Below are 14,276 nucleotides of genomic sequence, written 5' to 3' on the forward strand. Positions count from 1 at the left end.
ATGTTCCTGTCAAAGTCAGAAGCGGTATACCAGTGACGCTCCCACACGGGTTACTCCCCAGTAATGACGGACACGGGTATCCAACAGCGCGCCATTGTCTACATTATAATAGGTGTTATACTTCATATTGGCATACCCCAGTCCCAAAGTAAATTCCGCTCCCCAATGTTCGGACAAGGGCAGTTTGTAACCGTAACTTAGTCCCGCTCCCAACAAGGGTCGGTCTACGTCCTGATAGCGGTTATCGTTCCACTTCACATTAAACCATGCCACGTGAGCGTGCAGTCCGACAAAATGTCCCCGTCCCGCTTCGTTTCCCATCCACCAACGGGCTTCCGGTTGCAACGCTACGGTACGTACACCGTGCTCACTCCCCAAGTCCCATAAACTGCAAGTCAAAGGCAGCTCCACAGTTATCTTTTTACTCACCTGCATTTCTACCGCAAGGTTCAACAAAGCACAGGCATCATACAGCACATTGGTCTTCAGTGCCAGATAGCGTCCGCCTTCCAGACCGACCGTCTTCTTCCGTTTATCGGCTTTGCCGGAAACGTCCTGCTTCCCCTCCCCTTTGTTTGAAGGTACGCCGGTTACCGTTACCGGTTTCTTCCCGTCAGGTTTGTAGACCGTAGTCTCTTCCGGCGCGGCGGAAGTCTGCACACGGGGTTTCGCCGGAGTCTGTGCAGACAAGACAGCTACGCCCGATAAGGCAGCCAACAGGCATATAGTTCTCATTTTTAAGTTGGAATGTCTCATAGTTCCGTATCTTTCATGTTTTTATCAGATTTCCAGTTCGGGCAATGTGTCCCTCATGACCGTCTCGTATCCGTCTTCGCTGACGATGGTAGCTTCTCCTTTGTATGTGATATTCACATTCTCCTTAGTGCTGCGGATAAAGAAAGAAGGGGCACCGTTCGGTTTCAGGTTCACGCTGATAAGCCATCCGCCCACCTTGATACGTCCATCGGACAATATCTCGGGGTCTTTGGCGGGATATTTCAGCGCGTGCGTATTGATGATAGTGGCAAAGCGATATACTTGCGACTTTTCCGACGTGGCGGTGAAATGCCAATGATTCGGATATTTCTTGAAATTGCCTTTATTATCGGCACGCAGCCAGTTCTCTGCCGGATAAAAGAAACGGCTGGTGGTATCCGTCTGCAATGCTCCGCTTGAGAAAAGATAAGCGTCTGACGCTCCCCCGCGGTTGGTGGCCTGAATATGTACAAATCGGTTGTCCGACTTGTTGACAGTCATCGGATTGGCTGTAGTGTGCAAGAGATAATTCCAGTTGACAGGTTCATCCGCCACCAGTTCATCATAGATAAATATCAGTCCCGTCTTTCCCAAGTTCACGATGTGGCGGCGGAAAGTCTTTACGTGATTTTCGTCCCAACCGTTCTCGGGGGTATAGTGCACTTCGGACTGCTCGCCACGTGTCAGCCAAAGCGGTGAGATAACTTTTCCGTACGCATTGGAAGCGTCACCCAATACATAGCCGATTTTCTCACTGACGTAATAACGGGGAATCCATCCGTATCCTTCCGTTCCGATGCGTTGTCCCATGCCGTTCACCAAAATAGTGTTATGAGCACGTGTGGCACGGTGGCACAGCATACTGTGTATATCGGTAAATTCGATATGGTGTCCGCTGCTATAAAACAACGGTTGTCCTCCGTAGAATGTGTTGAACGCGTTCTGATTGGCAAGTGCGTGAGAAGTAGAACCGTAAGGACTGGAACGGAAACTCCACATGGCATTGCCGCCTACCCTGTCCCAGTTAGTCTGGAAAGAAGCCAGTCCCGTTTCGGGAAGCACATAGCCGGCAGGAAGCGATGTCAACCCCTCGCCTTCCGGCAGAGGTTTCTCACATTGCAGGCGGAACCATGCAAGGTCACCGGGCTTGCTCAACAAGGCCTTCTTCATATATTCCGGTTCCACTTTCAAGGTACGGCGCACGAAGTCGGCGGCATACGTGTTTCCGGTGAGACGCGCCAGTGCATCCAAATATCCGATACGGATACTGTTGGGGCGTCCCACATTCTGATGCGAACTTCCGTTTCCGCCGGATTTGGAGAAAGGTGGTTGCTGAAAGATAGTGTACATGATATTTCCCTGATACCAAGGGTCGGAGAAGAAATCATATCCGGTCAGCTTGCTATAATAATAAGGTACTTCTATCAATGTGCGGGTGTTGACAGTGAAGTAGGAATCACCGTTATGCCAGCCGCCGTCTTTGTTCAGTCCGGGGAAACGCGCCAACCAGACGTTATAACAATAGTCCACCCATGTATCCGCTTCGGGCAAATCACCGTAAACGCTGAATGCCGCCATGGTGAGGATACGGAGTGTCATCTGCCACACGTGGTTGTCGGCGATGTGGTTTTCCAACCGGTTATTGAAGTTCTTGTACATATCGTCCCCTTTCTCCTTGATGGCTTCAAGCAGTTGCTTCCGTTGCGGGGCAGTCAGTTGGTCGTAGAAAGAGTCGTACGCCATGGAGCAGAGTGACAACAGAGTGGAAGCGTTGAAGTCCCCCTTCACATTCTGGTGCTTATCCCAGTCTGCCATGATGAATACGCGCTTGATAGCTTCCTCCTTATATTTGGTGTCCTGCGTCAGTAACCATGCCCGTATCAATGCCTCGGTGTTTCCTTCTTCCGCATCAATGATACGGCGGCTTTCACGGGTGAGGTACGAATTGATTTGCATTTCATTTTTCAGGTTCTTCACTTGAGAGGTATTGATGTCGTCTACCGATTTCATCGGTGTCTGAAGCACCTTGTCGGCACGTTCCAGATACCATTGTCTCTCCGCCTTTTCCTTATTGCGGTTCATGAAGTCTTTCCAGTCGTCCTTCATCATCCATACACGCGGATGAGAGGCAGGCAGCTTTGACAAGACTGTTTTCAGCGAGGGTGGACAGAATTTCCCCTCTTTTTCTTCTACGGTGACTTGCTGCACGCTTCCCCACGTTACCTGTCCGTCCTCTACATAGCCGAACTGCCAGTACCAGACACCTGCTGCAAGCGGTTTCTCCGGATTATAAAACGGCCAGCGGGTCTTCACTTCCGTGACGCCTGATTTCAATCCGGCATCCTGTGAGTAACGCAACCGATAGGTTACTTTCGTTTTATCTACCTTCTTTACTTTGTGTTCGAATCCGTCCAACGGACTGTCCTGCGAGTTCATGTCCGAACGGAGCGGCCACTGGAAAGAAACGGCACGATCATTTACCACAGCCTTATCCAGCGGATAAGGGGTGGCACGCATCTCGTGCATCAATGTTGTCTCCGTCAACTTGATGACCACCTGTTTTTGCGCGTATGTCATTTGTGTTGTCGCAGATAAGATTACGAATGAAATCAATACTACTTTTTTCATGATATCAAATGATTGGTTTTTCTGTAGGCAAATGTAGGTAAACCCTCCGAAACGGGACTTTCAATTCATTTCTTCCTTATCTGATAGTGTCTAATACGACTTTGTTTTCGTTCATTTCAACTTAAAAATCGTCCAAAACAGGGGTTATAGACAGCTACAGAGGGAATAAAGGTATAAAAAGAAGATAAACCTGACATTAAATGTGTGTATACGAAAACGTAATAACTACGCCCTATAAAATAACTTCCGGTAGTGCATAACTTAATTCGTCCGCCTATAGTTGAGCTTTCGTCCGCCTATAGGCAAACGAAAAGATGCCTATAGGGATTCGCAAGTTTGCCTATAGGCAGACGAATAAAATCATGCATGGCGAAAGACTAATTCCTTATGGCCGGAAAACTAATATAGAGGGCACTTCAAATAGTATAAATTTGAGGTCGGGAAATAGAATCGGCTGAAACCCGCATCACATCGAAGTTTCAGTCTATTATTTGTTTTACGATCGGCAAAAATCAAATCGTATAAAAGTTCAACCATCATCATCTGATATGAATCTTTCGAGGGGGAATTGAACTTTGGTAATTAAACAGCGATTAAAGACATCTTAGCTGGTTGTTAAACATCGGAGTGTTTATAACACCTTTTCTATGGGGCTGAATTATTATTGCTTACGCGTATTTTCTTCGATTTGCAGTAACAGATTGATGAGATTACTTGCTGCGAGAATGAGAATTCCAAAGGCAAAGCCTCCAAGAGCAATACATATTCCGGAGAATACACCGTAAGGCCCAGAAGACATTAAGCCTATTCCACCTAGAACAGATATTACAGCGATGACCACTCCTAGTACATGTAAGGTGCTAGAGATTGGTTTTAGTAGTTTAAAATCGTACATATTGATATAATTTATTGGTTTATAAATCCTTGACACAGGCTTTTACCCTATAGAGTTTTAGTATATCACCTTTGTAGACCTTGAAGGGGCTGGCGTTGGCACTACGGCATACAATAAAATCTTCATCTGTAGCTTTATCTATGAACTTAATCATTCTATCCTCACGCGTTATAATAAGGTATATAACATTTGTTTGAATGAAATCCCAACTTCGAGAAATGTTATCTATAGACTTTATACCAATCCAGTCACCACTTGATATAATAGGCTCCATGCTGACTCCAATAATAGGGAATACGGCTTCGCATCCACTAAAGACACTAAGCTCTAAAAAACCATCAGGTGTATTTTGGGGAAATACTTCGGATTCAAGTACTCCTAGCATACCAGCACTGACAGGAAGATTGTAAAAAGGTACAGACGTTTTAGAACGCTGTTGCAAGAAATCCGGCATGTGGAACTGTTCCTTGCTAATTTGAACCTTCACTTCTTGTTTTGTTTCGTATGACGACTGTTCGCTCTCTCCCACAAGAGATAAGGGAGCATCTGAATACTCCGTTCGATATTCCTTATCACCCAAAGAATTGTCGTCTTTATGTGATGGGGTACCATTTAGGTTACCATTTGGGTTACCATTTTTATCAAGTTCATTTAAAGCATTTAACATTTCGCCTTTATTGGAAATAAGCCAAAAAAGATTCAAATCTGGATACAATGAGATTATTATCTCTAAATTGTTAGAAGATATATTATCACCTTGATTTAAAAAACCATTCGACAGCCCGCTATCCCTGTAGAATTGAGCAGGGCTTATTCCTTTTTTGCTTAAAAACTGCTTTAAATTTTGCTTTGCACCCATAAAAATAGATATTTATCTCAAAAGGTGAGATTATTATTTGCAATGATGAGATTTTAATCTATCTTTGCATTATGTTATTGCAACAAAAGTAATAATTAAAATCAAAATAAGATGAGATTAGCAGAAAAACTAAAGGAAAAACGAACTACTCCTTATAAGGAGATAGCTGAAAAAGTGGGTGTATGTCCACTTTATGTGGGGCAAATAGCCCGTGGGGAAAGAATTCCAAAGAGGAATAGCGGTAAAGCAATGGAAGTTCTTCGCGAACTTGAGAAAATGTGTAATGAGACTAATAATTAATAATCATGATTACAATTGACGATAGTAAATCTATCATAACTATTTTCTTGTAAAAGTATAATAAAATATCGAATTATGGAAAATTATCAATGGACAACATCACATAACACTGCGGAAAGGACAATGACTCATGTATTTAGACATGGGCGTGTTATGATGACAACAGACTTTAGTAATGGAATCGCTTACGTTCAAAAAGACGGAAAGCCTCTCTATAGTGTAGATGTAGATTATAAGAGCATCGAAGAATATACGCAAGAATTGATCGCTCTAGCTAAGGAAGATGAACGGTTGGGTCAATTTTCAGAGAAGTAGCAGAGGAATAAAAGCTGTAAGCATTATTAGGTGTTAGTTTATTATCCGCTATAAATGTAGCAAAACTTTCCCGGTTCGGGGTGAATAGGGAAAGATTTCATTTAATCGTGCAGACGGTGCGTTCCGGAGTCAGACCGGAGATGAAACAATATAAAACAGATCGTTTATGCCAAAGTATAGGAACATACCATTAGATACAAACTGTTACTCGGAAATAGGAATGCCGGGAGAGCAGGTGCTATGCGTGACGGTTTCTGAATTGGTGGAATGTGGAGTGTCAGAAGGATATTTAAAAAAAGCATTTAACCAACACCGGACAGGATTGGTTTATTGCTGGCCACATCATAAGGAAGGCCGTGAAGTGTTCATACACTTTGACGGGATGGGAGATAAATACAAGGCTCTGATAAATAAGGTTATTTGCGGTGATGTGGATGCGCATTTATGGGCTGAAAATAAGGCTGCGGAGGAACTGGATAGAAAACTGACTGCCTTGAAAAGAAGTTTGCGGACAATGGTTGAGATTAGTGTGGATGAATTGACACGACTTACTGCGATGCAGTTGTTTATTCCTGCCGATGTGCAGAGAATTGCACGTGCAGCCGGATGGTTAAGATTGTGGCGGAGAATGGACGTTAAAACAGCACGGCAATATGGGTTTACGTCGGTGAGGGAAGTGCAGACAGAACTGTTTAAACAGTGTTTAAATGAACAGATACAGGGGTTTGTAAAGTTTCCAAAAGCTATTAATAACGAAAGGGTGCTGGATAGAAAGGCACGCGAATATGATAAAGACGGGTTGAATTGTCTGATCGGAGGATATTTCGGCAATGTGAACCGCGAAAAAATGAACGGACAGACACATGCGATATTAATGCAACTGGCTTCGGAACAAATGAAGTATAGCTTTGAGGATATTGGTCTGTTTTACAATGAGCAGGCCGAAGGATTGGGACTTCCGAAAATGACGGTATCTGCAATTAAACAGCATTTAAACACACCTAAACACAAAAAGGTGTGGTATTATATGAGACATGGGAAACTGGTGGGGGATGCGGATATACAACCGATGATTGACCGTACTCCGGTGAGCCGCCCGGATATGCTTTGGTCTTTGGATGGAACGACAATGCAGCTATATTATAAAAAGCTGGTGAAGGATAATAAAGGACGTGATAAGTGGGTGGTTATGAGTGATCTGTATGCCTATTTTGTTACGGACGCCTGTACAGGGTCTATAATAGGTTATAGTGTGGCTTTCAGCGAAAGTTCCGGCATGGTGGTGGAGGCTTTGAAAAACACGGTGGATATATGGGGATATAAGCCTTATCAGATGAATTATGATAATAGCTCCGCTAATATTTCCGCGACGGTGACGGCTTTGATTGCCAACATGTCTCATGTGAATTTCCCTTGTACTCCTTATTCGGGAAGGTCGAAAAGTGTGGAGCTTGTAATAGGGCATTTCCAGCAGAGAGAACTACGCAAATTTAAGAATTTCAAAGGTGGTAATATCACTGTAAAAAGCAATAATAGCACAGCAAATCCGGAACTGTTGAAAGAATTGTCTAAGAATTTGGAATTTACGGACGGTTTGCCAACAGAAGAGAAGGTACTTGCAGAGTTTAAAGCAGGTGTAGACGCTTGGAATAGTCGTGGTGAAGGGCGGGACGCTTATGGAGCATTTGTCGGGAAATCGAAGATTGAACGATATGCGGAGGTGCATGAAGGGCGGGTACAGATGAATTACTTTGAAAAGTTGAGCCTCTTTATGGTTGAGCTGAAGAATCAGCAACACCCATTCGGGGAATATGAATACAGACAGAAAGGAATTGAGGTATCCATACGCGGTGAGAAGATGAAATTTATTGTACCGGATAATGAAAGTTCTGCTATGGACTTTGAATTCAGTAGAGAACATTTGGGACATACCTTTAAAGTGTTTGTGAACCTACGTGCAGACAGGCCGGAATGGATTGAACTACGCGACCGAAACGGAAAGAAAGTGGCAGACGCATACGAGAAAGAAAAATTTGCGGCTTGTGTGGCTGACATGAAAGGTAAACCGGGTGAAATGAGCAAAGTTCATTACTTTATTGAACAGCAGAAAAACTGCTATGAAAGTTCTAAAACTGAAATGGAACGTCAACGGGAGATTGCTGAACAAACGGGATTCAGAGCTACGGGGACAGATGGTTACGGATTCGGTTGGTGGGATACACCTAAATCGGTGGAGAATGCAAGAAATAACTGTATTGAGGATAAACGGAACGGTATTGTAGAGAAAAGCCGGGAAGAGATTGAAATGGAGGCGTTACTGAATAGTTAGCGTTTAAACGGACTTTAAATGAAAATTAAATAGTTGAATTTTAAATAGATACAGAAATGGAATTAACAAAAGAAATTAAAGACAAAGTAGTTTTCAATCTATTTCTCGAATTGAGAAGGCTTGGAGTGTCGCAGGCAGAGTTTGCAAGAAGGGTTGCTTTACGTCACGGGATAAAGTTTGATAAATCTGTGTTGTCTCAAATCAAGTTTGAGAATGAACGGAATTACTCGGTTATTAAAGATGCATCATGGCTGACTCTGGCACGTTATTACAGGTGCATGGAAGATCAGACATGGGAAACTGTAGACACGAAAGCCTATTTGTCTGTGCAGGCTCATTTGAGAAAATGTCAGGAGTATGGAATATGGCAGGTGTTGTGCGACCGGGCAGGAATTGGGAAAAGCTATGCGGCAAGAGAATATGAACGCGAAAATATGAATGTGATTTATGTGGACTGTTCGGAGTATTCTACCAAAACCGATTTTGTAAAGCATCTGGCGGGGATATTCGGTCTGGCTAAGACTGGAGGAATAGATCATCTGTGGCGCGATGTGACAAATGAATTGCTGCTTATGTATAAACCGTTGTTGATACTGGATGAATTTGGAGACTGCGCGGAGGCGGTAATATCATTAATGAAGGGATTGTATAATAAAGCGAATTTGGGCAATCAAATGGCATTGGGATGCTACTTTATCGGAGCTGATAATCTACAAAAGAGACTGGAAGAAGGAAGAAGAACGAGCAAACGCAGTTATGCGGAATTTTGGAGCCGATTTAATGACCGCATCACCCGGTTAAACTATGATAACCGTAAGGGAGTGTTTGAACAGGAATTGCGGAAAGAAATAGAAGCAATAGTTGATGCTAATCTCCCGGAGGAATTGACGGAAAAAAGAGAGGGCATCATACAAAAAAGTCTTACCACCAACGGAGTACGTGCAATAAGAAATGAAATTGCCATACAAAAAATGTTGTTCAAGAAAAAGGTGGAGACTGGAAAAAAATAGGCGGATGAGTAGAGTGGTATATGAGACAGAAGAATTATTTCAAATTGGGATGCCTGCATGGTGCTTGAGCACAGTCTTTGCGCTATGGACTTCATACGAAAGGCCGGGAAAGATTATAATTTATCCGGCAAAGACGGATGAATGGGCGGTGGTAGAATTGAGAGACACACGGCTGGCGGCTTCTATCGTGGAGACTATAAAAGAAGCAATATTGCATAAGGAAATCAAACCTGTAAAAACGATACGAATATGAATGGGAAATTTGATATGTTTTTTGCGCTCTTGGCTAAAATGCCGGGAGCTACGAAGGAAGAGATTGTAGAGCAGTATTCGGGAGGAACATCTTTGAATGAACTGTATGAACGTGCACCGCGTCTCTACAGGAAAATGATTGATGATATGAAGAAGATCACTACCTACGAAACGGATGCTCTGAAAATGGACAAACTAAGAAAAAGAGTGATTGCTGCTATTGCAGGATATTTTGAGAAAGCAGGTTTCTATACCGGGATAACGAGAAGAGAACGATTAAAGAAAATAATAGCAACCGCATGCCGGGCTGCTGACGTAGACGATTTAAACGACATGACAGAGGCGCAAATGAAAAGAGTATATAGTGAGTTCATCCGGAAACAGAAAACGGCAGAAAGAGCGGAAAAGGCCTGTGAGGATGCAATGAAAGAGACAGGAAAGGTGATACAGAAAGGTTGTTTAAGCCTCACCCTACCTAAATAAATGCCATGAATGACTGCGATAAGCGGAGCAGCTATCCGGGGCAGTGCCGGAAATGGCTCTTTTAACTAGAACTAAAATTATGGCTAAAGGATATAACAGACGTAATTTCCTGCTAAGAGTGAAAGACATACAGGATATTTATACGAATTATCATGCGCATGGGTGTACAGATAAATACATCTATCAGACACATGTGTATCCGACCTATAAAATAGGACGTACAACGTTCTATAATTATCTGGCCATCCCAGCGGTGAAAGAACTGAAAGAACTGGAAGAAAGAATGAGGATGGAAAAGGAGGCACATGCCAAGCAACTAAAAATGTTTGAGGAATAATGACAGTTTAATCAATAATTATAAACCATTTAAAAAAGTAAGATTATGGCAAAAACGAGAGTGAAAAAGGTAGTTGTTTCCGGTATTACATCGGAACAGGCAGAAATGGCATTTGCGGAGTTTGCGAAAGCGGATGCAAAAATGCAGAACATACAGAGCAAAATGGATATAGAAATGACACGTATTCGCGAAAAGTATGCGGATGATCTGGTTAAGCAGCAAGAAATCAAAGATAGTAACTTTGAGATCATACAAACATTTGCTACAGAAAAAAGGGATGAGCTTTTCTGCAAGAGAAAGAGCTATGAGAGTGCGCATGGAGTTTTTGGCTTCCGTACGGGTACTCCGAAACTGAAAAACATGAAAGGATTTACATGGGCTTCAGTGACCAATATGGTGAAGGAGTTTTTGCCGGATTATATACGTGTTAGCGAAGAACTTGCGAAAGATAAGCTATTAGCTGACAGGGATAAAGAAGAGGTGGCAGAACTGTTCCCCAAATGTGGGGTAATGATTGTGCAGGATGAAACGTTCTACGTAGAGCCGAAAAAGGAAAATGAACAATCAGCCTAAATATTCATACGAGCCCAAAGGTCATAAGTGGGTTGTTTACGAATGGGAATATTGTGGAAATACTCAATCTGGAACAAAAGTATATGAATCATCCGACCGTGAACAGGCGAGAAAAGAGTGTTTTCGCCTGAATGGTTGGAAATACAAGGAGCCTACTCTAGTGAAAGAGATCATTTATAAAAGCAATGTACATTTTGAACACATGCCGGGGTGGCTGAAGTTTGTGGTAATCACAAATATTAATCCGCGCTTAAACGTTCCGGTAACGAATGAAGTTGAAGTTTTGAATCAGATGCGGGATGAAATTGCGGAAACGATAAGAGGACAAAAAGTACGTGTTCCTGTTAGAGTGGAAGTTCGTGAGGATGAAGGAGAAAGGGCTTTACTGATGATACGTTCCGGACATGGTTTGGTTTCAGTATATGTAAAAGAACAAAAAACAAAGAATTATGAGTAAACAACAAGCATTATTGCTAACTCCACCGCTTTTTCCAAAAGAGCACCCTTGTGAGATGGATAATTTTTATGGATTTGAGTGTTCGTATTGTCATGGTAATGGCTGGATTCCAACACTTGGAAAACAGAATGAGTGCGAAAGAAAGGATTGTCCTGTTTGTGAAGGTAGTGGAAGATTAAAGGCGGTAGTGACTACTAAATGGATACCGGATAAAAAAGAAAATCAGTAAGACAAGAATGCATTATTTAAGAAGTTTGAACTCTTCACTATGCTGTGTAGATAAGAAGATATACCCAAATAAAAATCTTTAGGTATATCTTCTATAGAACTATTTTTGAATAGGAGAATATTTGTCTAGTAGAGCAATAAAATCAGGGTCAGATTTTATATTATCAAAATCAATATCCGATTCAATAAACTCTCTTGATCGATTATTTAATTGAATATCTTCTTCTAGCATTTTTAATGCTTTTGCTTTTTCATTTAATATAGAGTATAAACAAGATAAACTATACAAGAATGCATTATGATTTATATTATACCCTTTTAATAGTATGTTTTCAATTCGTTCTTTATGCTGGAATATAGAGTCTGTCGATTTGGCATATTCCAAAAGGTACATAGCATAATTATTATAAATTTCTAGACTATTAGGCGTGAGTTCAATAACTTTTTCAAATTTCGAAAAAGCTTCTTCATACAAAGAGGTATCTGATTTTAATTTAGCTAGATTATATAAAGCTTCCCCCCATTTGTAGTAAGCACTATAGAAATCGGATTGGAATTCTACCGCTTTTGCATATTTAATGCAAGCATCTTCATACAAGGAAGCATCTGATCTTATTTTAGCTAGATCATACAAAGCTTCCCCCCATTTGTAATAAACACTATAGAAATCAGGTTCGAACTCTACCGCTTTTGCATATTTAGTGCAAGCATCCTCATATAAAAAGGCATCCGATTTTAATTTAGCTAGTTCTAGCAATATATTTCCCCAATTTCTATAGGCTTTTGGGAAATCAGGTTTCAATTTTATGGCTTGTTGATATTTAACACAAGCTTTTTCATATAAGTTTATATCCAAATTCTGTTTAGCTAAATAGCATAATGCATTTCCTAAATTATCATAAACATTAGAATCAGGTTTTAGTTCTATAGATTTTTGAAATTTTATCAAAGATTCTCTACATAAAGATGCGTCTGATTTTAATATTGCTAATTTTAATAATATAATTCCTTCATTAGTGTATGCGTCAGGAAGGTCGGGAGCCAGTTCTGTAACCTTTTGGTATTTAGCTAGAGATTTTTCATACAGGGTGATATCTGAATTTAATTCAGCTAAACGGTATAATGCGTCTCCCCAGTTATAATAAGAGTTAAAAAAATCTGATTTTAAATCTATTGCTTTCTGATATTTGTCACAGGCTTTTTCATATAGCAAGGCATCTGATCTTAAATCTGCTAATTCTGATAATACATTTCCTAAATTATAATAAATATTGGAATCATTAGGTTCTAGTTCAATGCCTCTCTGATATTTATTATATGCTTCTTCATACATAGAAGCATCTGAATTAAGTTTTGCTAAATCGAATAATGTATTTCCCCAATTAATATAAACTCTTGAGTCGTCAGACTTTAACTCTACACTTTTTTGGTATTTTATCAAAGACTCTTGATATAAGGAGGCATCAGATTTTAGCTTTGCTAATTCTGATAATATATTCCCCCAATTACAATAAATCTCTGAATCATCGTGAGCAAGTTCTATGGCCTTCTGGATTTTAGTTAGAGCTGTCTCACATATATTAATATCTGAATTTAGTTTAGCTAAACAATATAGTGCATTTCCCCAATTATTATATGTACTGGCTGAATTGGGGTTCAAATCTATGGATTTCTTGTATTTGGCAAAAGCTTCATCATATAGTTTTATATCTGAATTTAGTTCAGCTAAACAATATAATACATTTCCCAAATTATTATAAGCAATTGAATCACTAGGATTCAACTCAATGGCCTTTTGATATTTGCTCAAAGCTTCTTCATATAGAACTTTATTCGATTTTAATTTTGCAATAGACATTAGTGCATTTCCCCAGTTGTTATATATAGTATGCCGATTAGGTTCTAGTTCTGCTGCTTTTTTATAATACATACAAGCATCTTCGAATTGTTTTTTCATTTGTGCATCATATCCTTTCAGGAACCAATCGTTTACTGTTAGCTCCTTTTCAACTTTCATTTCTTTAATATCATCAACCAAATTGTTTATTTCTTCTTTCTTCTCATATGAGAGATTCTCTGGTGACATCGTATTTATTTCTTCAGCTAATAATGTAGCTTTTCTATTTAGTCTTTGAACTATTTTTCGGATATTCATAAGTTGTGGTTCGAGTTCATTTTTTTCACATTTTATCTTTTCAAATAATTCCTTAAATTCAGAGTCTAATCTTTTCTTTTTATCATTTATCTCTATTTTAGAGCTCATGACCTCTTTTTTTATTTTTCGTATCAGTTTTAGCTCTTTGTTTACTTCAACCATATTATGTTTAATTTTCCAGTTAACAAAGAATCCAATAAGGGCAATAGCAACAGCAGCGCCGATACTCATAAAAGTCATCCACCAACCAAACATTCCAACATGATTAGATAGGTACGCATGGTTTTCATTAATAATATTGGTTTGTGCTTGAATCTTATTATCGATAGACTTTTCATATAAGTCTATTTCATTTTTCAATGCTTCAATATCTTTCTGTTGAAGTTGTAACATCAAATTTATTTCTGTTTGAGTATATGTTTGCTGACCAACCTTTTTTTGCTGTGCAGAAAGTGTTGTAGGAACCAAGAGTAATAAAAATAAGATAAACCTGTTCATGCTAATTGTTAATTATAAAATTATAACGAATGAACAAAGATGTACTTAATTTATGAAATAAGCAAAAATATATTACTTTTCTTTGCGAACTAAATACCTTTTCCCAGTAATAGAATTTATTAAAAAAATATATCGTTTACTACACATTGATATTATTTTAAAACAATATACGTCATGTGCGCTAATTGATTTGAATGTGTT

At 40.1% G+C, this 14,276-nt stretch carries 15 protein-coding genes; 10 read left to right on the forward strand and 5 right to left on the reverse strand.

The features are described 5' to 3' along the window. Nucleotides 1-15: 15 nt before the first annotated feature. From AB5443_RS18430 to AB5443_RS18445, 4 genes are all read right to left on the reverse strand, one after another. Nucleotides 16-756: a DUF3575 domain-containing protein gene (locus AB5443_RS18430; protein WP_277135026.1), complete on the reverse strand. Its 741-nt coding sequence runs from the start codon at nucleotides 754-756 to the stop codon at nucleotides 16-18. Between the two features lie 24 nt (nucleotides 757-780). After that, nucleotides 781-3,384 (reverse strand): DUF4962 domain-containing protein, encoded by a 2,604-nt coding sequence (locus tag AB5443_RS18435; protein ID WP_368114295.1) that lies wholly within the window; start codon nucleotides 3,382-3,384, stop codon nucleotides 781-783. A 661-nt stretch (nucleotides 3,385-4,045) separates the two neighbouring features. Next, a complete protein-coding gene (locus AB5443_RS18440; protein ID WP_368114294.1) occupies nucleotides 4,046-4,279 on the reverse strand; it encodes a hypothetical protein in 234 nt (77 codons plus the stop codon). A gap of 19 nt (nucleotides 4,280-4,298) precedes the next feature. Then, the gene (locus AB5443_RS18445; RefSeq protein ID WP_368114293.1) at nucleotides 4,299-5,138 is read right to left on the reverse strand and encodes a helix-turn-helix transcriptional regulator; all 840 of its coding nucleotides are present in this window, start codon (nucleotides 5,136-5,138) and stop codon (nucleotides 4,299-4,301) included. A gap of 111 nt (nucleotides 5,139-5,249) precedes the next feature. Between AB5443_RS18445 and AB5443_RS18450 the strand changes: the two genes are divergently transcribed. From AB5443_RS18450 to AB5443_RS18495, 10 genes are all read left to right on the forward strand, one after another. After that, nucleotides 5,250-5,438 carry an XRE family transcriptional regulator gene (locus AB5443_RS18450; protein ID WP_368114292.1) on the forward strand — a complete coding sequence of 63 codons (189 nt, stop codon included), beginning with the start codon at nucleotides 5,250-5,252 and terminating at the stop codon, nucleotides 5,436-5,438. A 75-nt stretch (nucleotides 5,439-5,513) separates the two neighbouring features. Then, the gene (locus AB5443_RS18455) at nucleotides 5,514-5,753 is read left to right on the forward strand and encodes a hypothetical protein (RefSeq protein ID WP_368114291.1); all 240 of its coding nucleotides are present in this window, start codon (nucleotides 5,514-5,516) and stop codon (nucleotides 5,751-5,753) included. 166 nt (nucleotides 5,754-5,919) lie between these two features. Then, complete coding sequence (locus AB5443_RS18460) at nucleotides 5,920-8,082, forward strand: hypothetical protein (protein ID WP_368114290.1); 2,163 nt, start codon at nucleotides 5,920-5,922, stop codon at nucleotides 8,080-8,082. A 56-nt stretch (nucleotides 8,083-8,138) separates the two neighbouring features. Further along, nucleotides 8,139-9,092, forward strand: a complete 954-nt coding sequence (locus AB5443_RS18465; RefSeq protein WP_368114289.1) for an AAA family ATPase — start codon at nucleotides 8,139-8,141, stop codon at nucleotides 9,090-9,092. A 4-nt stretch (nucleotides 9,093-9,096) separates the two neighbouring features. Further along, nucleotides 9,097-9,345, forward strand: a complete 249-nt coding sequence (locus AB5443_RS18470; protein WP_368114288.1) for a hypothetical protein — start codon at nucleotides 9,097-9,099, stop codon at nucleotides 9,343-9,345. Further along, nucleotides 9,342-9,827 carry a hypothetical protein gene (locus tag AB5443_RS18475; protein ID WP_368114287.1) on the forward strand — a complete coding sequence of 162 codons (486 nt, stop codon included), beginning with the start codon at nucleotides 9,342-9,344 and terminating at the stop codon, nucleotides 9,825-9,827. The genes AB5443_RS18470 and AB5443_RS18475 overlap by 4 nt, the downstream gene beginning before the upstream one ends. Before the next feature lie 79 nt (nucleotides 9,828-9,906). Next, on the forward strand, nucleotides 9,907-10,164 hold the full coding sequence (locus AB5443_RS18480; protein WP_291590670.1) for a hypothetical protein: 258 nt from the start codon (nucleotides 9,907-9,909) through the stop codon (nucleotides 10,162-10,164). 45 nt (nucleotides 10,165-10,209) lie between these two features. Further along, nucleotides 10,210-10,737, forward strand: coding sequence for a host-nuclease inhibitor Gam family protein (locus AB5443_RS18485; RefSeq protein WP_368114286.1), 528 nt, complete (start codon nucleotides 10,210-10,212; stop codon nucleotides 10,735-10,737). Further along, nucleotides 10,721-11,194 (forward strand): hypothetical protein, encoded by a 474-nt coding sequence (locus AB5443_RS18490; protein WP_368114285.1) that lies wholly within the window; start codon nucleotides 10,721-10,723, stop codon nucleotides 11,192-11,194. The genes AB5443_RS18485 and AB5443_RS18490 overlap by 17 nt, the downstream gene beginning before the upstream one ends. Next, nucleotides 11,187-11,423 (forward strand): hypothetical protein, encoded by a 237-nt coding sequence (locus AB5443_RS18495; RefSeq protein WP_368114284.1) that lies wholly within the window; start codon nucleotides 11,187-11,189, stop codon nucleotides 11,421-11,423. Before AB5443_RS18490 ends, AB5443_RS18495 begins: the two co-directional genes overlap by 8 nt. A gap of 99 nt (nucleotides 11,424-11,522) precedes the next feature. Here AB5443_RS18495 and AB5443_RS18500 read toward each other — a convergent pair whose 3' ends face one another. Then, nucleotides 11,523-14,075 (reverse strand): tetratricopeptide repeat protein, encoded by a 2,553-nt coding sequence (locus tag AB5443_RS18500; protein WP_368114283.1) that lies wholly within the window; start codon nucleotides 14,073-14,075, stop codon nucleotides 11,523-11,525. Nucleotides 14,076-14,276 lie beyond the last annotated feature (201 nt).

The organism is Bacteroides sp. RTP21281st1_H5_RTP21281_210402, from assembly GCF_040918965.1.
GTDB lineage: Bacteria > Bacteroidota > Bacteroidia > Bacteroidales > Bacteroidaceae > Bacteroides > Bacteroides congonensis.